Source organism: Phytobacter sp. MRY16-398, from assembly GCF_003925915.1.
Classification (GTDB): Bacteria; Pseudomonadota; Gammaproteobacteria; order Enterobacterales; family Enterobacteriaceae; genus Phytobacter; species Phytobacter diazotrophicus.
Window position 1 is genome coordinate 1,894,278 of sequence record NZ_AP018756.1, and the last position, 20,876, is coordinate 1,915,153.

At 52.4% G+C, this 20,876-nt stretch carries 16 protein-coding genes; 12 read left to right on the forward strand and 4 right to left on the reverse strand.

Annotation, left to right across the window (positions count from 1 at the left end; genetic code table 11):
* Positions 1-83: 83 nt before the first annotated feature.
* Positions 84-1,172, reverse strand: a complete 1,089-nt coding sequence (locus MRY16398_RS09030; RefSeq protein WP_079496314.1) for a fimbrial protein — start codon at positions 1,170-1,172, stop codon at positions 84-86.
* 25 nt (positions 1,173-1,197) lie between these two features.
* Here MRY16398_RS09030 and MRY16398_RS09035 point away from each other — a divergent pair, with 25 nt between their 5' ends.
* A complete protein-coding gene (locus MRY16398_RS09035; protein WP_125124195.1) occupies positions 1,198-1,401 on the forward strand; it encodes a hypothetical protein in 204 nt (67 codons plus the stop codon).
* A gap of 390 nt (positions 1,402-1,791) precedes the next feature.
* Here MRY16398_RS09035 and yegD read toward each other — a convergent pair whose 3' ends face one another.
* The gene (gene yegD, locus MRY16398_RS09040; protein WP_108700970.1) at positions 1,792-3,144 is read right to left on the reverse strand and encodes a molecular chaperone; all 1,353 of its coding nucleotides are present in this window, start codon (positions 3,142-3,144) and stop codon (positions 1,792-1,794) included.
* A 134-nt stretch (positions 3,145-3,278) separates the two neighbouring features.
* Between yegD and alkA the strand changes: the two genes are divergently transcribed.
* Positions 3,279-4,127: a DNA-3-methyladenine glycosylase 2 gene (gene alkA / locus MRY16398_RS09045; RefSeq protein WP_079496316.1), complete on the forward strand. Its 849-nt coding sequence runs from the start codon at positions 3,279-3,281 to the stop codon at positions 4,125-4,127.
* Here the strand turns inward: alkA and MRY16398_RS09050 are convergent.
* Positions 4,120-7,452 (reverse strand): diguanylate cyclase, encoded by a 3,333-nt coding sequence (locus tag MRY16398_RS09050; protein WP_125124196.1) that lies wholly within the window; start codon positions 7,450-7,452, stop codon positions 4,120-4,122. The two genes, alkA and MRY16398_RS09050, sit on opposite strands and share 8 nt — an antisense overlap.
* Before the next feature lie 354 nt (positions 7,453-7,806).
* Here MRY16398_RS09050 and udk point away from each other — a divergent pair, with 354 nt between their 5' ends.
* The 3 genes from udk (at position 7,807) to asmA (ending at position 10,988) form a co-directional block, all read left to right on the forward strand.
* On the forward strand, positions 7,807-8,448 hold the full coding sequence (gene udk / locus MRY16398_RS09055; RefSeq protein ID WP_041852052.1) for a uridine kinase: 642 nt from the start codon (positions 7,807-7,809) through the stop codon (positions 8,446-8,448).
* Between the two features lie 82 nt (positions 8,449-8,530).
* Positions 8,531-9,112 (forward strand): dCTP deaminase, encoded by a 582-nt coding sequence (gene dcd / locus MRY16398_RS09060; RefSeq protein ID WP_041851979.1) that lies wholly within the window; start codon positions 8,531-8,533, stop codon positions 9,110-9,112.
* A gap of 25 nt (positions 9,113-9,137) precedes the next feature.
* Positions 9,138-10,988, forward strand: coding sequence for an outer membrane assembly protein AsmA (gene asmA, locus MRY16398_RS09065; protein ID WP_107223920.1), 1,851 nt, complete (start codon positions 9,138-9,140; stop codon positions 10,986-10,988).
* A 21-nt stretch (positions 10,989-11,009) separates the two neighbouring features.
* On the opposite strand, the gene MRY16398_RS09070 is transcribed toward asmA, so the two are convergent.
* Entirely contained in the window at positions 11,010-12,593 is a 1,584-nt protein-coding gene (locus tag MRY16398_RS09070; protein ID WP_125124197.1) for a TerC family protein, read from the reverse strand.
* 695 nt (positions 12,594-13,288) lie between these two features.
* Between MRY16398_RS09070 and MRY16398_RS09080 the strand changes: the two genes are divergently transcribed.
* From MRY16398_RS09080 to wcaD, 7 genes are all read left to right on the forward strand, one after another.
* Positions 13,289-14,428 carry a polysaccharide export protein gene (locus MRY16398_RS09080; RefSeq protein WP_041851976.1) on the forward strand — a complete coding sequence of 380 codons (1,140 nt, stop codon included), beginning with the start codon at positions 13,289-13,291 and terminating at the stop codon, positions 14,426-14,428.
* 6 nt (positions 14,429-14,434) lie between these two features.
* Positions 14,435-14,878, forward strand: a complete 444-nt coding sequence (gene wzb / locus MRY16398_RS09085) for a low molecular weight protein-tyrosine-phosphatase Wzb (RefSeq protein ID WP_041851975.1) — start codon at positions 14,435-14,437, stop codon at positions 14,876-14,878.
* Between the two features lie 2 nt (positions 14,879-14,880).
* On the forward strand, positions 14,881-17,043 hold the full coding sequence (gene wzc, locus MRY16398_RS09090) for a tyrosine-protein kinase Wzc (protein ID WP_041851974.1): 2,163 nt from the start codon (positions 14,881-14,883) through the stop codon (positions 17,041-17,043).
* Between the two features lie 78 nt (positions 17,044-17,121).
* A complete protein-coding gene (wcaA, locus tag MRY16398_RS09095) occupies positions 17,122-17,964 on the forward strand; it encodes a colanic acid biosynthesis glycosyltransferase WcaA (protein WP_041851973.1) in 843 nt (280 codons plus the stop codon).
* Positions 17,964-18,455, forward strand: coding sequence for a colanic acid biosynthesis acetyltransferase WcaB (gene wcaB, locus MRY16398_RS09100; RefSeq protein WP_041851972.1), 492 nt, complete (start codon positions 17,964-17,966; stop codon positions 18,453-18,455). The genes wcaA and wcaB overlap by 1 nt, the downstream gene beginning before the upstream one ends.
* Complete coding sequence (wcaC, locus tag MRY16398_RS09105) at positions 18,452-19,669, forward strand: colanic acid biosynthesis glycosyltransferase WcaC (protein WP_041851971.1); 1,218 nt, start codon at positions 18,452-18,454, stop codon at positions 19,667-19,669. The genes wcaB and wcaC overlap by 4 nt, the downstream gene beginning before the upstream one ends.
* Positions 19,644-20,864: a colanic acid polymerase WcaD gene (gene wcaD / locus MRY16398_RS09110; protein WP_125124198.1), complete on the forward strand. Its 1,221-nt coding sequence runs from the start codon at positions 19,644-19,646 to the stop codon at positions 20,862-20,864. Before wcaC ends, wcaD begins: the two co-directional genes overlap by 26 nt.
* Positions 20,865-20,876 lie beyond the last annotated feature (12 nt).

Below are 20,876 nucleotides of genomic sequence, written 5' to 3' on the forward strand. Positions count from 1 at the left end.
GAGTTTAATTTGCGTTAGGGTGTTTTTCCGATGAAAAAAACGGGGAAATTCGAAACCTGACGTCGTTCTCGCCAGGTCGCCGATTATTGATAAGTGATGGTATATTCGAGTCTGCCGTTGGCGACACCGCCTTGTACCTTATTTTTGGTCTGAACGTAGCGAGCATAGAGCGGGATAGCGATCGTGGAAGAGCCGTCCTGTGGTAGCGGATAGATGAGCGGATTATTGAGATCCACCTTGCCGCTTGTGCTACGTGTGGTGGAAAGCTGAATGCCAACCCCTGTCGCTTTTTGTGGATGTTCGTCAATTTTCATAATGCCATTGGCTGCGTCTTCGATTCCGCTCAGAACCTTAAGTGTCAACTCCGCTCTGTTTGGCGCAATAGAGTAGGTGGTGCTGGTCCCATTAAAAGTGGCGCCGCTGTCGCCTGCACTGCTATTACCGTAAAATTGTGTACAGTTAATCAGAATAATACTGGCGTCTTTCCAGTCTGTTCCAGTGCCGACCCCGGCAAAATTGCCTTTATAGTGTTTGCCCATTTGCACCGTCATATGTTGACTGGCAAGCGAAATATCGCAGGTAGGAACAGAAATATGGATATTCCCGGTGAACGAGAATTGATAGATGTTGACCAGGTTGCCTTCTTGCCCAAAGTTATAGCTGACGGTCGGCAGATTGCTTCCGGTGATGACACCCGCGGCGATATTGTCGGCGATTTTAACTAAAGAAAATGAGGATATGGCATTCCAGCCATAACGGTATTTGCATAAGTTCGTATTGCTACAATCCGTATTGTTCTGCGTTGAGGGAAAGTCCTGGCCGGATGCCGAAAATTTTATCCCAATTCCTGGAACACCCGTTTCGTAAATTTTACTGTTCAAAGTCGAGGCGGGTTTCGGGGTTGCCAGATAATCATAATCAAACAAAAATTGCCCACTGGTATCACACTTAATCATTAATTCTCTGATGTTTTGCAGGTTAATATTTTGCTGATAAATAGTTTGCCCATTTTGAATGCCGGGGGGGACCGATAACGTCAGCGAGACGGGGACAGTGAATTTTTGTGTTCCGGACATTGTGCCAACGCCATAAAAATAACACGCCGCTAGCGTATTGGAACAAAAAACAAACAGGCTGACTACAATCATAAAAAACCACGTTCGTATTATCATTACTTCTCCTTAAGCGATAATATTTATGGCAATTAAATTCAGCCGTAACAGGTATGGTATTATTTTTAATATGAATATATGGCCGGGTAGTGATATGAACTGGAATGAAAAGCTTATGGGATTATGCGCTACTATGGGGTCTCGGATAGATATTGTATCGGCAAAAAAACTGCCTTTGGTTGTAACAATCTCAGGAGCAGGTTGCAATCCGGAAAATGCGACAATGTGATATCCACTGTGAAAAGAGCAATAAAAACAATGCGGGACGTTTTTTTTTGCAATTTTATTTGTAGTGCCTGTGGCGATTCATGCACCTCTTTGGGGTATATTATTCCCCCATCTGTGCGGTTTTTATGAAAAAAAGCAGATTAGCCTTTTTGGAAAATAATTATTGGCGAGGGGTGAGAAGAGAATGAAAAAAGATGGAATAAGTTGAAAGCAATAATGGTTTTTTTATGGAAATAATAAACAATTTTGGGGAATTAAAACGTAATACATCACCGATGTGAAAACTTATTTAGATTCCGACACAGCGCGGGAAAATATGGGATACCGCGCCAGCATAATACTTATCTGCGTTACGCAAAAAGTTATGCTGCTGGCAGCGGTGCTACAACCCTTAACGAAATACCACCTGTGCCCAACGGGCCAGGCCGGCAGTTACCGAGCCAAAATCATCGCCACCGGCAATCGGGATCCCCGGCAGCGCCTGTGACAGTGCGCGTTTGATAATCGGTGAGCGCGCGCTCCCCCCGGTGAGATAAATCACCTCCGGCGTCGTGTCGCTGTTGTCCAGCGCCAGTTGCACCTGCTCCAGAATACGCTGCAATGGCTGATTCAGCGCGGCTTCCAGTCCCGCCTGATCAATAGCGGTCGCTAATTCGTTGCTGATAAACGGCAACTGCGCCTGGGTTTGCATCTGCCCGGAGAGGGCGATTTTGCTCTCTTCGGCACTGCGCACCAGGCGGTAACTTAAGCGCTGCTTCCATACCTTTTGCAGCAGGGCGACTTTGTCCGCCTCGCGTGCGTCGCGTACCAGGTCGTTGAGCAGGCGTCCGTTTGCCGCGCTGTAGAAATCGGTTTGCGCCGGAACGTCGTTAATTGCGACAGCGTTCCACCAGGGCAGGATCGGCAACGCGATGCCTTTTTCTGTCTGGCCGCCCATGCCGAGCAGCGGCATCAGGTTTTTAAACGCCAGCGCGATGTCCAGGTCGTTACCGCCGACACGGCAGCCACTGTGCCCCAGCAGGCTGGTCTCACGATCCTGACGATTGTGCCACTGTGGCCCCATCAGCAATAACGAACAGTCGGTTGTCCCGCCGCCGATATCCACCACCAGCACGCGCTTTTCTTCACGCAAAGTGGCTTCAAAATCCAGCCCGGCAGCCACCGGTTCGTACTGGAACACGACATCGCGAAAACCGGCGCGTTTTGCCGCACGTTCAAGGATGCCCTGAGCCTGCGCGTTGGCGTCATCACCCCCCAGCCCCTGGAAGTTAATCGGCCGGCCAATCACCGCCTGGTCAATCGTCTGCGGAAGCTGTGCTTCTGCCTGCTGGCGAATGTGCAGCATCATGGCGCAGACCAAATCTTCAAACAGCGCGATTTGCTGCGGTTTTAGCCCGCTTGCGCCGAGGAACGATTTCGGTGATTTAACGAAGTAAACCTCTTGCGGATCTTCCACATAGTGACGCAGCGAGTTCAGGCCGAACTGGACGCTTGACGCCTGGACGTCGATATCTTCTTCGCGGTTATAGCTCACGGCACGACGCAGCAGCGCCTGCGTTTCACTCCCCGTTGCCGGGACATTGTGGTGACGATAGAGCCACTCACTCACCGCTTCGCGCGTGGGCGCGCAGAGCATCGACGGCAGCAGGGTGCTGTCGTTTTCCATTTTTAAGAGTTGTGGAGTGTCTTCCTGCATAACGGCGACCGAGCAGTTGGCGGTGCCGTAATCAAAACCTACAAACACGTGTTTATCCCCATGCCAGTGAAGAAGGGGGGCGACTTTAGCCGAATGCGCGCGACAGGACAACTGGAATATCAAAGCAAAGCGCAAAATCATGAATGCGTATATGCTCTTAGCCACTAATGACAGGAGATGGTATGTACACACTGCGCTGGCAGCCGCCCTATGACTGGGCATGGATACTGGAATTTTTACGCTTGCGTACGGTTTCTGGCGTCGAAGTGATTACCCAGACGACGTACACCCGCTCGTTCGCTCTTGGCGAGCATCGCGGTGTGATGAGCGCCGAGCCGGATGAGGCCACTTCAACCCTTAAAGTTACGCTGAGCGATGGCCTGTTGCCGGTGGCAGATGTCTGTTTGCAGCGGCTGAGCCAGCTTTTTGATCTCGACTGTACGCCACAGATCATTACCGATGCGCTCGGGGATGTGGGAGCCGCGCGACCAGGTCTGCGCCTTCCTGGCTGCGTGGACCCGTTTGAACAGGCCGTCCGCGCAATTCTGGGCCAACTGGTGAGCGTGGCGATGGCGGCAAAGCTGACCTCCCGCGTGGCGGCTCTGTATGGCGACAGGCTGGATGAGCAGTTCGTTCTGTTCCCGCAGCCCGCGCAACTGGCGCAGGCGGATCCGCTGGCGCTCAAAGCATTAGGCATGCCGGTAAAGCGCGCGGAATCGCTGATCTTTCTCGCGCAATCGGTGCTGGACGGGACGTTTCCCCTGACGATGCCGGATGATGTTGAACGCGGGATGAAAACGCTACAAACCTTTCCGGGAATTGGCCGCTGGACGGCGAACTATTTCGCTCTGCGCGGCTGGCAGGCAAAAGATGTTTTCCTGGCGGATGATTATCTGATTAAGCAGCGTTTTGCCGGAATGACACCCGCGCAGATTCGCCGCTATGCCGAGCGCTGGCAGCCGTGGCGTTCTTACGCGTTGCTGCACATCTGGTATACCGAGGGCTGGCAGCCACATCTCACCGTTAGTTAATGGCGAAGTAGCTGGTGTTGAGCATCATATCCAGCGGCTGAGGCTGCGAAATGGTGTCGCCGAAGATCAAATCAATGCCAATACCGGAAAGCGTATCCATCATCAGCGGCTGGTTTGTTGGCCCGGCAATGCTCTTAAGGCCCAGACGCTGGGCATGGCCCTGAACAATCGTGACCATCATTTCATCCATCAGATTGCCATGAACATTTGTCACCAGTTCCTGGTCGAGCAAAAGGTAATCGGCGGTGTGCGGCGTAAGGTGGTTGAAAATTTCCAGGTCCTGGCCAATGTGGCTCAGGATGATACGGCAGCCCGCATGGCGCAGCTTTTTCAGGTTATCGATAATCTCTTTGCCCTGACGCATAAGGGCGTCGGCGTTGATCATCAGATGCAACAGGCGACCCGGCATCGGTCCATGTTCGAGCAGGTCCAGTATTTCATCTACCAGTTTGCTGTTGGAAAGCCCGGCAGCCGAAAGTGGTAATGCGACACCCAACCCTTTCGCCGCAACGGCGGTGGCGTGGTTACGGAAAAACTCATGGAATACGCGGCGGTCAAGGGCGCGGATCAGCTCCGGCTCATTTAACCCGGCGCGGAAAGCCCGCTCTTCCATGACTTCGCCTTCGCTGGTCCACAGGCGCAGAGAGAGCAACCAGAAGTTGCAGGTTTCCGGTACGCGCGGTGAGGCGACGCTGCGGGCAATCATCATCAGGTGATTGTCTTTGATCATCCGCCATTGCTCCTCCAGCGACATCATGCTGCGTTCCTGGAGCATCTGACCTTGCAGCGCTTCATAGACGGTCACCAGTCCGCGGCCATTATTTTTCGACGCATAGCAGGCAATGTCGGCCTGCGACATGACTTCCGAGGCCTGATGGTTGGTTTCATCAATAATGGTGATCCCCGCGCTGGCGCCGATACGGTGCATGCGGCCTTCCCACATGAAGTGGTAGTCGTTAATCGACTGAATAATGCGCCCGGAAATATACCGCGCGCTTTCGACGTTGCAGTCCGGCAACAGCAGGCCAAACTCATCGCCGCCCAGACGGGCCAGAATATCGGTGGAGCGCAGCATACTCAGCATCAGAGAGGAGAGCTCACGCAGCAGGGCGTCGCCAGCGGCATGCCCGGCGGTATCGTTCACTGCTTTAAAGCGATCGAGATCGATAAATACCAGCGCATGACGCTGATGTAACTCCTGCACGCTTTTCAGCAGGCGCTTAAGGTGCTTTTCGAAATTAACGCGGTTCGCCAGATGGGTCAGGGCGTCGTGAGAGGCACTGTAGCTGAGCTGGCGCAGCATCTTACGCGACTCGGTGACGTCCTGAATAACCAGCACAAAGCCGATATTTTGCCCATCAAGGGTGCTTAGCGGCGTCACGCTGTAATGGATATCGTAAGTGCCGCCGGTACGGCAATGAAGCACCACATCCTGTTCGATAGCAGAGCGCGACATATCGCCGCTATGGATGTTTTCCATCGACGGGCCGGTTTCACCAAAGGTAATACGCAGCACGTTCAGCAGCGGCTGCGACATCGCCTGTTCCTGCGACCAGCCGCTCATTTTTTCGGCGACCGGGTTCATAAAAGTGACGTTCATATCGACGTCAGTACAGAGCACGGCCTCGCCGATGGAGTCCAGGGTAATATGCAGACGCTCTTTTTCCTGGAACAGCGCTTCGTTGAGTTGCTTCACCTCGGTCATGTCCATATTAACGCCGAGCAGACGTTCCACTTCGCCATTGCGGTTAAGCACCCGGTTGGCGAGAGTACGGATATGGCGAATACCGTCTTTTACGGCAATACGAAACTCCAGTTTAAAGGCGATCCGCGACATCAAAGAGTCGCGGATAATGCGTTCGGTCTCTTCCCGGTCCTCAGGCAAAATACGTTCATACCAAAGCTGCCAGGTCGGTTTAATGTGCGACGGCACTTCATACAGTTCGAACATACGCTTGTCCCAACTGATGATATCCGGCTCCAGTTCCCACTCCCAGATGCCTATCCCCCCGGCTTCGTTCGCCAGGGTGATACGTTCCATCAACCGTTTATTGACCCACTCAGTCTGTTTCAGATCGTTTATGTCTTCGACCTGGGCGATGAAATAACGCGGAGAGCCGTCCGCGTGACGCACCACCGACACTGCCAGTAGCGCCCAGACCAAATCACCGCTGCGGGTGTAGTAGCGCTTTTCCAGCGAGTAGGTATTAATTTCACCGCGAACTAACAGATCCAACTGCTCAAGGTCTTTATTCAGGTCTTCCGGCCAGGTAAGTTGCTGGAAGGTCATCAGCCGCAATTCTTCCTGGGTGTAGCCCAGAAAATTGCACAGGGCTTTGTTGGCCTGTAGCCACTGCCCCTGGAGGCCGACCAGCGCCATGCCGATGGCGGAGTATTCCATCGCATTACGAAAGCGCTCTTCGCTTTCGCTAATATGTTTGCGTTCGGCCCGGAAGGCATACATCACCATTGTCATGACGTTAGCGGGCAGAAGAATCATTAAAAACGGCAGCCAGGGTGCGTTCAACATCGCGCCAGTTTTGGGTGTGAGAATGCCCACCTGTGGATGAGCCGCCATCATCAGCGACACCATCATGATGGTAATCAGGTAGATAAGGAACGCTTCCATACGCGGCAGGCGGATGGCGCTCCACATCAGCAGCACGATCACGGCGGTAAACGGCCAGGGCAGCCAGGTCATTGCCAGCCAGCTCAGGCAGAGCGTCACGGCCAGGGTTGCCAGGGTTTCAAGAAGCAACTGCGGTTTACGGTGGCGCAGCAGGTAGTGCGGTTTAAAGAGAACACCAATCGGCACCAGCGCCAGAGCGCCAATGGCCTCTGAGAGCACCCAGAGCATGAAGGTGCGCACGAGGTTGTCTGTGGGCACCAACAGGCAAACTAAAATCCCGCCCAGCAGGGGAGGGATGAGCGCGCTACTGATAGCCAGCCGTATCCAGTCGCTTAGATTCTGTAGCGGGTTATACCAGGGCAAAAATTTGCGTAGTAGCATGGCCCCGGTGACCGCTTCGATAACGTTGATAACCGTATACCAGATATTGACTGAACTGACCGAAAACAACTGAATGGTGGCCGCCACACTGCCCAACGAACAGACGACGGCGATGCCCGGCCACATTTTTCCGGCGTGGCGATAAAACGCCACCATCATCAGGGCAGAGGGAAACCATAGCGGTGAGAGGTGCGTTCCGAAGCGGGTCAGTTGCAGCGAGAATAACGAAAAGATGAACGACAATAACCCCAAACTGAGCAGACGCAGTATAAGGTTAGGGGTGGCCATCAAGACTCGCTGATTTTGTTTCATCATTACCGCTTAATCCGCAAACCCTATGTTGTCAGGAACGGCGTCCGGACGAGTTAAATATGAGTTCGGATTATGCTAGTACAAACAATTTACAATTCCTATGCCGTCTGCTCAGAATTTGACATCATAATGTTATTAATTACTTAGTTTCGGGAAAAAAGCCGACAAGCGCTGTTAATTTGAACGTTCTGATTTGCGAAAAGTCGCATTTTGCAAAATAAGCACCGCGCTTTTTTCCCGAACGGCGTACAGGACGTATTCGACTGGTATCATGGACGCGAAATCCCTATAATTGCCGCGTTTGACGCTCAGGCGTCGTCCTTCCTTTACATCCAGGTTAATCAGGTCGCTAAATTTATGACTGATAAGTCACATCAGTGCGTCATTATCGGCATCGCCGGCGCATCGGCTTCAGGTAAAAGTCTTATTGCCAGCACGCTTTATCGTGAACTGCGTGAGCAGGTGGGTGATGAGCATATCGGCGTTATTCCGGAAGACAGTTACTATAAAGATCAAGGCCATCTGTCGATGGAAGAGCGTGTCAAAACCAACTATGACCATCCAAGCTCCATGGATCATAGTCTGCTGTTCCAGCATCTGCAGATGCTCAAAAGCGGCCAGGCCATTGAATTACCGGTCTATAGTTATGTAGAACATACCCGCACACCGGAAACTATTCACATCGAACCGAAAAAAGTCATCATTCTTGAAGGCATTCTGCTGCTGACCGACGCGCGCCTGCGTGATGAGATGAACTTTTCTATCTTCGTTGATACCCCGCTGGATATCTGCCTGATGCGCCGTATCAAGCGTGACGTGAACGAGCGTGGCCGTTCAATGGACTCGGTGATGGCACAATATCAGAAGACGGTTCGCCCGATGTTCCTGCAGTTTATTGAGCCTTCCAAGCAGTATGCCGATATCATCGTGCCGCGCGGGGGTAAAAACCGTATCGCCATTGATATTCTGAAAGCCAAAATCAGCCAGTTTTTTGAATAATACATGATAGGCTGTACCCTTTAGTTTACTTTGCTTTGCCCCTGAACTGTCAGGGGCGTCATGCACGAAAGGAGAAAGTGCCATGCGTCTTTGCGACCGAGATATTGAAGCCTGGCTGGATCAGGGGCGTCTGTCGATTACCCCGCGTCCCCCCGTTGAGCGCATTAATGGCGCGACTGTCGATGTCCGCCTGGGCAACAAATTTCGTACCTTCCGTGGGCACACTGCTGCGTTCATCGATTTGAGCGGGCCGAAAGACGAAGTGAGCGCGGCGCTCGATCGTGTAATGAGCGATGAAATCGTTCTCCCCGACGGGGAAGCATTTTTCCTGCATCCTGGGGAACTGGCGCTGGCGGTGACCTTTGAATCGGTGACATTGCCGGCCGACCTGGTGGGCTGGCTGGATGGCCGTTCTTCACTGGCGCGTCTGGGGCTGATGGTCCACGTCACCGCACACCGCATCGATCCCGGCTGGTCCGGCAGTATCGTGCTGGAGTTCTATAATTCTGGCAAACTGCCGCTGGCATTGCGCCCCGGTATGCTGATTGGTGCGCTGAGCTTTGAACCGCTCTCCGGCCCGGCCGACCGTCCGTATAACCGCCGCCAGGACGCGAAGTATCGCGATCAGCAGGGCGCGGTTGCCAGCCGCATTGATAAGGACTGAGTGATTTGTACCCGCTGAGGCTGCCATGAGAAGAGTGTTAACCACGCTAATGATTTTACTGGTCGTGCTGGTAGCCGGCCTTTCGGCGTTGGTCGTCATGGTCAACCCAAACGATTTTCGTGACTATATGGTGCGTCAGGTTGAAGCCCGTAGCGGCTATCAGTTGCAACTTGACGGCCCGCTGCGCTGGCATGTCTGGCCGCAACTGAGCATTCTCTCTGGGCGCATTACCCTGACCGCCCCGGGAGCGGAAGCCCCGGTGGTGAAAGCAGACAATATGCGCCTGGATGTTGGGCTGCTGCCGCTGCTCTCTCATCAGCTTCAGGTGAAGCAGGTCATGCTCAAAGGGGCGGTCATTCAACTGACGCCGCAGACCTATGCGGCACCAGAACATGATGCACCGGTGGCCCCCAAAGAGAACACGCTGCCGCAGGCTGCCGAAGATCGTGGCTGGTCGTGGGATATTGCCCGACTACAGGTTGCCGACAGCGTGCTGGTTTTCCAGCATGAAAACGACGAACAGATTACCGTACGCGATATTCATCTGCAGATGGAACAGGATGCTACGCACCAGGCGACGCTGGACTTTTCAGGGCGCGTGAATCGCGATCAGCGCGATCTCTCGTTATCCCTGAAAGCGCAAGTGGATGCCAGCGATTATCCGACTCACCTCACGGCGGCGATTAGCGATCTGAAATGGCAATTGCAGGGTGGCGATGTCCCGGCACAGGGTATTGCGGGCGAGGGGAGCCTCTCCGCGCAGTGGCAGGGCGATCGTCAGCAAATTTCCATTAGCAATCTTCGTCTTAGCGCCAACGACAGCGCATTTAGCGGCAAGGGCAGCGTCATTCTTTCCGCAAAACCGCAATGGCTGCTGGATTTACAGTTCGACACGCTGAATCTCGATAACCTGCTTGCGCCGAAAGAGACGGCTTCCACGGATGCTTCGACCGAACAACAGGGGCAGCAAGCGCAGGGGCGTATGCCGCGGCCGGTGATTGCCAATAGCGTACAGCAGGAATATACCAGCCTGCGTGATTTCACCGCGCAGGTATCGCTTACCGCCAATAATATTCGCTGGCGCGGAATGCGCTTTGATAACGTCACCGGTCAGTTCTCTAATAATGCCGGTTTGCTCAGCATCTCTACGCTGCAGGGCAAAATGGGCGATGGGGATATCTCTCTGCCCGGTATGCTGGATGTACGCCGTGATAAGTCACGTGCCGTCTTCCAGCCGCGGCTGGATAACGTCGAGATTGGCAATATTCTTAAAGCGTTCAATTACCCGATAGCCCTCACGGGTAAACTCTCTCTGGCGGGCGATTTTTCGGGTAGCCGGATTGATGCCGATGATTTCCGCCGTCACTGGCAGGGCGATGCCCATGTCGAGATAAAAGACAGCCAGATGGAAGGGCTGAACTTCCAACAACTGGTCCAGCAGGCAGTTGCCCGTAGCAGTGATGTACAGGCGCAGGAAAATTACGATAACGTGACGCGTCTCGACACCTTCAGCACTGATTTGTCGCTGGACTCGGGGGTCATGACGCTGGCGGATATGCAGGGGCGTTCACCGTTGCTGAGCCTGTCCGGCCAGGGTGAAATGGACCTGGTGAAGGAGCAGTGTGACACTCACTTCAACATTCGCGTACTCGACGGCTGGAAAGGCGACAGTAAACTGATTGATTACCTGAAATCTACTGACATTCCGCTGAACGTGTATGGTAAATGGCAGTCACTGAATTACAGCCTGCAGGTCGATCAGATTTTACGTAAGCATTTGCAGGATGAAGCGAAACGCCGACTGAATGAGTGGGCGGATCGCAACAAAGACAGCCAGAACGGTAAAGACCTGAAAAAACTGCTCAATAAACTGTAACGCCGGGAGCCCCGGCGTCAGTCAGACCTGATAATCCAGTTCGTCGCCCGTATTCAGGGCGATGATCTGGACCTTCTGCACGCGGTGGCTTTCCACCTCCAGCGTTTTTACGACATAGTCGCCTACCTGAACCTCTTCCCCTGGCGTCGGGATCCGTTGCAAATACTCCATCAGTAGCCCGGCGATCGTGTGGTATTCCCGCTTTTCATCCAGCGGCAGCGGGACATATTGCACCAAATCTTCCAGCGGCATATGGCCATTCGCGGTCCAGCTACCGTCACTGTTTTTCTGAATGTCGTGGCGGGCATCGATCTCCTCTACTTCATTCGGCAGATTGCCGGCGATGGTCTCCATCACGTCGCTCAGGGTGACCACACCTTCAACCGAACCGAACTCATCGACCACAAACGCAAAATGGGTGCGGGCACTACGAAACTGTTCCAGCGCCTGCAGCAGTGGCAGGGTTTCCGGGAATACCAGCGGCTGGCGGATCAATACGCGCAGATCCAGCGGCTCACCGCGCAGGGACTGTTGCAGTAAATCAATAATATGTACCACGCCCAGCAAATCACTCTCTTCATTGCCACCGGTCACCACTATGCGCGTATGCTGGTTTTTCTCCAGCAGATCGCGAATCTCCGCTTCCGGGGCGTTCAAATTGATATGTTCAATATCATGACGGGAGGTCATGATACTGCTAACGGTACGCTGATTGAGGTTAAGCACCCGTCCAATCATCCGCCGCTCTTGCGGGTTAAAAAGCTGGCTGCTGTCATGGTCGACCAGCAGTGAAGAGGTTTCAGCATCAAGCTCCGCATCCTCTTTTTTGCCGCTCAGCAGGCGCAAGACGGCTTCTGTCGTACGCTGGCGTAAGGTCTGGTTGGCTGAGAGGAAACGGCGACGGTTGAAGATAGCAAGCTGATTAAGCGCTTCAATCATGACCGAGAAGCCTATCGCGGCATACAGGTAGCCTTTCGGGATATGGAAACCAAAACCTTCGGCGACAAGGCTAAAGCCAATCATCAGCAGGAAGCTCAGACAAAGAATGACAATCGTCGGGTGGCTGTTTACAAAACGCGTCAGCGCTTTGCTGGCAAGCAGCATCAGCGAGATGGCGACAATCACGGCGGCCATCATGACAGCCAGATGATCAACCATCCCGACTGCGGTAATCACTGAGTCGAGAGAGAAAACGGCATCCAGGACGACGATTTGCGCTACCACGGCCCAAAACTTCGCCCCGCGCCGTTGCGTGGGGTTATCGCTGTCCTTACCTTCCAGGCGTTCATTGAGTTCCACGGTGGCCTTAAAGAGCAGAAACAGGCCGCCGAACAGCATAATGAGATCGCGCGCGCTGAAACTGAGGTCGCGGAAGGAAAAAAGAGGATTGGTGAGCGTAACCAGCCAGGAGATAGACGCAAGCAGTAGCAGGCGCATGACCATCGCCAGTAGCAGCCCTGTGACACGGGCACGGTCGCGTTGCGCCGGTGGGAGTTTTTCCGCAAGTATCGCGATAAAAACCAGGTTATCAATGCCGAGCACGAGTTCGATCACAATCAGCGTAATCAGACCGGCCCAGATTGATGGATCGGCAATCCATTCCATCGTATGTGTAACACCTTATCAATTCTAACAATTGTCATTATCTGATCATGGATAAAGCCCATCTAAATTGCAATGCCGGTATGCGATTTATCTTATTTGTGATTGCGGCAGGGAATATATTAAAAATCTATTTCCTTATTAATATTGGGATTATTTGCGCCAGCAAATGAAAAGACCTTTTCGGATATTTCGCATGCGTAAATGCAGGTAAGGATTTTGTCAATATCAATAAAATCCTAAAAACCTAAATATTTGCTCTTAATATTATTCTTAAAAATATGTTTAGGGCGGGATGTTGCCTTGCCTGTAATTCGCTTAGCTGCAACAATTCCTCCAGCATGTTTCAAATATACCTGTGAAGTTATTTTTAATGCAGCTAAACAGCATAAATCCTTATGACTGCCGTATTTAAGGCATCCAGGAATATTCTCTATCAGGTTCGGGGTACAAAAGGGTGTTTTCAATAACTTACTGTTTAATCAGTGGATTGGTAGCTGAAAGCCAAGGGCGGTAGCCTGCCTGACAGCATGTCAAAAAGTCTGGATTATTCTGTCAATAGCATGTGGTTGAATAAGCGATTTTTAGGATTGATACCAGTTATATTAAGTTCCGATTAACTGCATTCTGCTTCCGTTATGAACAGTCGCTTATTTAAATACACAGGATAATTACTCTGCAAAAGTGATAATTAATCAATGATGAAATCCAAAACGAAATTGATACCATTATTGGTGTCCATGAGCTTGATGAGTGGCTGCACAGTTTTTCCCGGTAGCAATATGTCAACATCGGGAAAAGATGTGATTAAACAACAAGACGCCGATTTTGATTTAGACCGCATGGTGAATGTCTATCCATTGACGCCACGTCTGGTTGAACAATTACGTCCGCGACCGAATGTCGCCCAGCCGAATATGTCGCTGGATCAGGAAATCTCAAACTATCAATATCGCGTTGGCCCAGGGGATGTGCTTAGCGTTACCGTCTGGGACCACCCTGAACTGACCACACCGGCCGGCCAGTACCGCAGTTCAAGCGACACCGGTAACTGGGTACAGCCCGATGGCACCATGTTCTATCCCTATATTGGCAAAGTTCACGTTGTGGGGAAAACCCTTGGCGAAATCCGCAGTGATATTACCAGCCGCTTAGCGACGTACATCGCTGACCCGCAGGTGGACGTTAATATCGCCGCCTTCCGTTCGCAGAAAGCCTATGTCTCCGGGCAGGTCAACAAATCAGGCCAGCAGGCCATCACCAACGTTCCGCTGACGGTTCTGGATGCGATTAACGCCGCGGGCGGACTGACCGATGCCGCCGACTGGCGCAATGTGGTGCTGACGCATAACGGCAAAGAACAACGTATCTCCCTGCAGGCGCTGATGCAGAACGGCGATTTGAGCCAAAACCGTCTGCTCTATCCGGGCGACATCCTTTTCGTACCGCGTAATGACGATCTGAAAGTCTTCGTAATGGGTGAAGTTAAAAAACAGAGCACCCTCAAAATGGACTTCAGCGGTATGACGTTGACCGAAGCGCTGGGTCAGGCCGAAGGCATCGATCTGACAACCTCCAACGCTAGCGGCATCTTCGTTATTCGTCCGCTGAAAGGCGAGAACGGTCGCGGCGGCAAGATTGCCAACATCTATCAGCTTGATATGTCCGACGCGACATCGCTGGTGATGGCGACTGAATTCCGCCTCCAGCCGTATGACGTGGTGTATGTGACGACCGCACCGGTTGCTCGCTGGAACCGTCTCATCAATCAGTTGCTGCCAACCATCAGTGGCGTTCGCTACATGACGGATACGGCGCGCGACATTCACACCTGGTGATAGGCGATGTTTAACAAAATTCTGGTGGTGTGTGTGGGGAACATTTGCCGTTCCCCCACGGCGGAGCGGCTGTTGAAAAAGTATCAGCCCGCATTAACGGTGGAGTCAGCCGGTCTCGGGGCGCTGGTAGGTAAAAGCGCGGATGCGGAAGCAACGCGCGTGGCAGAGAAAAACAATCTGTCCCTTGAAGGGCATTGCGCCCGGCAGATTTCCGGAAAAATGTGCCGTGATTTCGACCTGATTCTGGTCATGGAAAAACGGCATATCGCCGCACTGTGCGAAATCGCGCCGGAAATGCGCGGCAAAGTGATGCTGTTTGGTCACTGGGACGATGAACGTGAAATTCCCGATCCGTATCGCAAAAGCCGCGACGCCTTTGAGGCTGTTTACACCTTACTTGACCAGTCTGCCCGCCAGTGGGCGCAGGCACTGAACGCTCAGCAGGGATAACAATGACAGAGAAAACACACCATTCCGCCGCGTCGTCGGTGGGAAATGATGAAATCGATGTAGGGCGATTAATCGGTACAGTCGTCGAGGCACGCTGGTGGGTGCTGGGGATCACCGGCTTATTTGCCGCGGCTGCTATCGTTTACTGCCTGTTTGCCACGCCCATCTACAGTGCGGATGCGCTGGTACAGATTGAGCAGAATGCCGGTAATTCGCTGGTGCAGGATATCGGTTCGGCGCTGACAAACAAGCCACCCGCGTCAGAAGCGGAAATTCAGTTGATTCAGTCCAGGCTGGTGCTGGGTAAAACCGTCGATGATTTAAACCTGGATATCGCCGTAACCAAAAACACCTTTCCGGTTTTTGGCGCGGGCTGGGACAGACTGATGGGTCGGCAAAATGACACGGTCAAAGTGACGACATTCACGCTCCCCAAAGGCATGAATGATCAGGTCTTTACCCTCAAGGTGCTGGGGCCGAAACAGTACTCCCTGACCAGCGACGGTGGTTTCAGCGCTCGTGGTGAAGTAGGGCAACCGTTAAGTAAGGACGGTGTGACCATGCTGGTAAGCGCCATTCAGGCGGCGAACGACAGCGAATTCACCGTGACCAAATTCTCGACGCTCGGGATGATCAATAATCTGCAAAACAACCTGAGCGTGACCGAGAACGGCAAAGATACCGGGGTGCTCAGTCTTACCTATATCGGAGAAGATCGCGATCAGATCCGCGATATTCTGAACAGTATTACCCGCAACTACCTGCAACAGAACGTTGAGCGTAAATCCGAAGAGGCGGCGAAAAGCCTGGAGTTCCTCAATAAACAACTGCCGGAAGTGCGCGCCAAACTGGACGTGGCCGAAAACAAACTCAACACCTATCGTCAGCAGCAAGACTCTGTCGACCTGCCGCTGGAAGCGAAATCGGTGCTCGACTCGATGGTTAACATCGATGCGCAGCTTAATGAACTGACCTTTAAAGAGGCGGAGATTTCCAAGCTGTACACCAAAGCGCACCCGGCTTACCGCACATTGCTGGAAAAACGCAAAGCGCTGGAAGATGAAAAGGCCAAACTCAACACCCGCGTGACGGCAATGCCAAAAACGCAGCAGGAGATTGTCCGTCTGACGCGTGATGTGGAATCCGGCCAGCAGGTTTATATGCAGTTGCTGAATAAACAGCAAGAGCTGCGTATTACCGAGGCCAGTACTGTAGGGGATGTGCGCATTGTCGATGCCGCCATTACTCAACCTGGCGTACTGAAACCGAAAAAAGCGCTGATCATTCTCGGCAGTATCATCCTTGGGTTGATTCTCTCCGTTGTGGTGGTTCTGCTGCGTTCACTCTTTAATCGTGGTATCGAAAGCCCGCAGGCGCTGGAAGAGCAGGGGATCAGTGTGTACGCCAGCATCCCACTGTCGGAGTGGCAAAAAGCGCGCGATACGGTCAAAACCGTCAAGGGCAACAAGCGTTACAAACAGCGTCAGTTGCTGGCGGTGGGTAACCCGGCGGATTTGGCGATTGAAGCGGTACGCAGCCTGCGCACCAGCCTCCATTTCGCCATGATGCAGGCGCCCAATAACGTCCTGATGATGACCGGGGTCAGCCCGTCGATTGGTAAAACGTTTGTCTGCGCCAACCTGGCGGCGGTCATTAGCCAAACCAACAAACGTGTGCTGATGATCGACTGTGATATGCGCAAAGGCTATACCCATGAACTGCTCGGTACCGATAACGTTAACGGTCTGTCGGACATTCTGGTAGGCAAGGGCAATATTGAAAGCTGCGCCAAAAAGACCTCCATCGCCAACTTTGACCTGGTGCCGCGTGGGCAGATCCCGCCAAACCCGTCCGAACTCTTAATGAGCGAACGTTTCACGCAGTTGCTCGACTGGGCGAGTAAACATTATGACCTGGTGCTGATTGATACACCGCCAATCCTTGCGGTGACCGATGCCGCGATTGTGGGTCGCCATGCGGGCACCACGCTGATGGTCGCACGTTACGCGGTGAACACGGTGAAAGAGGTCCAGACCAGCCTGAGCCGCTTTGAGCAAAACGGTATTCAGGTCAAAGGCGTCATCCTGAACTCCATTTTCCGCCGCGCTACTGGCTATCAGGATTACGGCTATTACGAATACGAATACAAGTCTGATAGCAAATAATATTTTCCCCTCACCCTAAACCTCTCCCTTGAGGGAGAGGGCCGGGGTGAAGGGAATATTGATCAATCGGGGAAGAAAATGACCACAGAACGTCCGTTAATCTCGATTTATATGCCAACGTGGAACCGCCAACAATTGGCGATCCGCGCCATCAAATCGGTGCTGCGTCAGGATTACACCCACTGGGAAATGATCATTGTTGACGACTGCTCGACGGCCTTTGAGCAACTCCAGAGTTATGTGGCCGAACTGAATGATCCACGCGTGACCTATACCCGTAACGCTTTTAATTCCGGCGCCTGTGCGGTACGCAACCAGGCGATCATGCAGGCGACAGGCCAGTTTATTACTGGCATTGATGATGATGATGAATGGACGCCGGACCGCCTGTCGGTCTTTCTGGAACATAAACACCATCTGGCAACGCGGGCTTTTCTCTATGCCAATGACTATGTCTGCCAGGGCGAAGTCTATTCACAACCGACCAGTTTACCGCTTTACCCAAAATCGCCGTTTTCCCGCAAGCTGTTCTACAAGCGCAACATTGTAGGCAACCAGGTGTTTAGCTGGTCATGGCGCTTCAAAGAGTGTCTGTTCGATACAAAACTGAAAGCGGCACAGGACTACGACATCTTTTTACGCATGGTGGAGCAGTACGGCGAACCGTGGAAAATCGAAAAAGCGACGCAAATTCTGCACATCAATCACGGTGAAATGCAGATTACTTCGTCGCCGAAAAAATTCTCCGGCTACTTCCATTTCTACCGGAAACACAAAGCCAAGTTTGACCGCGCCAGCAAGAAATATCAGCTCTTCACGCTGTACCAGATCCGCAACAAGCGTATGAACTGGCGCACGCTGCTGACTCTTTTCTCCGTGCGTAATGGCAAGCGTCTGGCTGATGGTCTGCGAGGGAAATAATGCGACTGGAAGATTTTCGCGCTAATCAATGGAGTTTGCGCCCATGCTGCATGGTCGCGGCCTATCGCGTCGCCCATTTTTGCTCGGTATGGCGTAAGAAAAATGTGCTCAACAACCTGTGGGCTGCCCCCGTGCTGTTGATTTACCGCTTTATGACGGAATGCCTGTTTGGCTATGAGATCCAGGCGGCTGCGACGATTGGCCGTCGTTTCACTATTCACCATGGTTATGCCGTCGTGATCAATAAGCACGTGGTCGCGGGTGATGATTTCACCATTCGCCATGGCGTGACCATCGGCAATCGTGGCGCAGACAATCTGGCCTGTCCGGTCATCGGCAACAACGTTGAACTCGGGGCCAATGTCGTCCTGCTGGGTGATATCACCATTGGCAATAACGTCGTGGTTGGCGCAGGCAGCGTCGTGCTCGACAGCGTGCCGGATAATGCGCTGGTGGTGGGTGAAAAAGCGCGGGTGAAGACAATAAAATGAACATATTACAATTTAACGTTCGCCTCGCCGAAGGCGGCGCGGCGGGTGTCGCGCTGGATTTACACCAGCGGGCATTGCAGCAAGGCATGCAATCGCGGTTCGTCTATGGTTACGGTAAAGGCGGCAAGAAAAGTGTCAGCCATGACCAGTATCCCAACGTGTTTAAACAGACCCCACGTCTGACATCGATAGCAAACCTGGCGCTGTTTCGCCTGTTTAACCGCGATGTATTTGGCAATCTTAACAATCTCTATCGCAGCGTCAGCCGCACCAAAGGCCCGGTGGTGCTGCACTTTCACGTGATGCACAGCTACTGGCTGAACCTGAACGAAGTGGTGGCATTCTGCCAGAAACTGAAAGCGCATAAGCCTGACGTGACCTTTGTCTGGACGCTGCACGATCACTGGAGTGTCACCGGGCGCTGTGCCTTCACCGATGGTTGTGAAGGCTGGAAACAGGGATGCCAAAAATGCCCGACGCTGGCGAACTATCCACCGGTAAAAGTGGATCGCGCGCATCAACTGGTTGGTGAGAAGCGCCGTTTATTTAACGAGATGATGGCCCTCGGCTGCCAGTTTATTTCCCCCAGCCAGCACGTGGCGGAGGCATTCAACAGTCTGTACGGTGCGGGGCGTTGCCGCATTATCAATAATGGAATTGATGTGGCGACCGAAGCCATTCTGGCGGAGTTATCTCCGGTTACTGTCACCCAGGGGCGCCCGAAAATCGCCGTGGTGGCGCACGACCTGCGCTATGACGGCAAGACCAATCAACAACTTGTCCGTGACGTGATGGCGCTGGGTGAACAGGTTGAGCTGCATACCTTTGGCAAGTTTTCTCCCTTTGAGGGGCCGAACGTGGTGAACCACGGCTTTCTGACGGATAAACGTCAGTTAATGAGCGAACTCAACCAGATGGATGCGCTGCTCTTTACCTCGCGCGTGGATAACTACCCGCTCATTTTGTGTGAAGCGCTCTCCATTGGTGTGCCGGTGATTGCTACGCACAGCGATGCTGCGCGTGAGGTTCTGGAGAAGTCCGGCGGCAAGACCTTTAGCGACGCGGAGGTGGTGCCGCTGGTGCAGCGTCACAAAGCCGACATCGCACAGGCCGTATTCGGCACATCGCTGGACGCGTTTCGGGCGCGTAGTCGCCGTGCTTACAGTGGGCAACAGATGCTGGAGGAATATGTCTCATTCTATCAGGGTCTGTAGTTATCTCCTGCTGCCGCTGATTTACCTGCTGGTTAACGTGAAGATTTTCCAGCTTGGCGAAAGCTTTCCGATAACCATTGTGACGTTCTTACCGCTGTTACTGCTGCTCTATGTGGATAAACTCAACCTGAAAAAGTTGATGATTGCCCTGGGCACCGGTGCGGGATTAACACTGTTTAACTACATTTTTGGTCAGTCGCTTAACGCCAGTAAGTATGTCACCTCAACGATGCTGTTTGTTTATATCGTGATCATCATCGGCATGGTGTGGAGCATTCGGTTCAAAACTGTTTCGCCGCATAACTACCGCAAAATACTCCGCTTCTTCTACGTGGTGGTTGCGTTGGTCGTGATGCTGGCAGCGGCGGAAATGGCGCAAATTATTCTCTCCGGCGGCAGCAGCCTGATGGAGATAATTTCGAAATATCTGATTTACAGTAACAGCTACGTACTGAATTTTATCAAATTTGGCGGTAAGCGAACCACAGCACTCTATTTCGAACCGGCATTCTTCGCTCTGGCATTAATCTCAATTTGGCTCAGCATCAAACAGTTTGGTATCAAAACGCCGAAGACAGATGCTATGATTCTGACAGGGATAGTTCTTTCGGGATCGTTTTCAGGGGTAATGACATTTATCCTTTTTTATCTACTGGAATGGGCATTTCAGTATTTAAACAAGGAAGCGATACGCAAGAAATTACCGTTGGCCATTATTTCACTGGCGGTATTTGTTGTCGGGGTGGTGTTCGCCTTTCCTTATATTGCGGAACGTCTCGGTGATTTAGGAACAGAAGGCTCCTCCTCTTATTATCGCATTATCGGACCGCTGGCGATGGTGGGATATTCCCTGGCCAACATTGATGGTGTGGTAAGATTCGGCTCACTTTACGAATATGTCGCATCATTCGGAATCTTTAACGGTGCAGATGTCGGTAAAACCATAGACAATGGCTTGTATCTGTTAATTATCTATTTTTCATGGTTTGCCGTATTACTGACCGGTTGGTATTTGTTCAAAGTAGTAAGAATGACTGTCAATGCGTTTGGTAATAATCAGAATTTTCGTGTTCAGCTTTATCTGTTCGCTCCGATATCGTGGTTTTTTACGGGGTCGATTTTTAGTCCTGAATACGCATTTTTAATTGTTTGCCCGTTTATTTTCCGCAAGGCGTTAAATATTTCGAGCATATGACGAGGTGGGTCA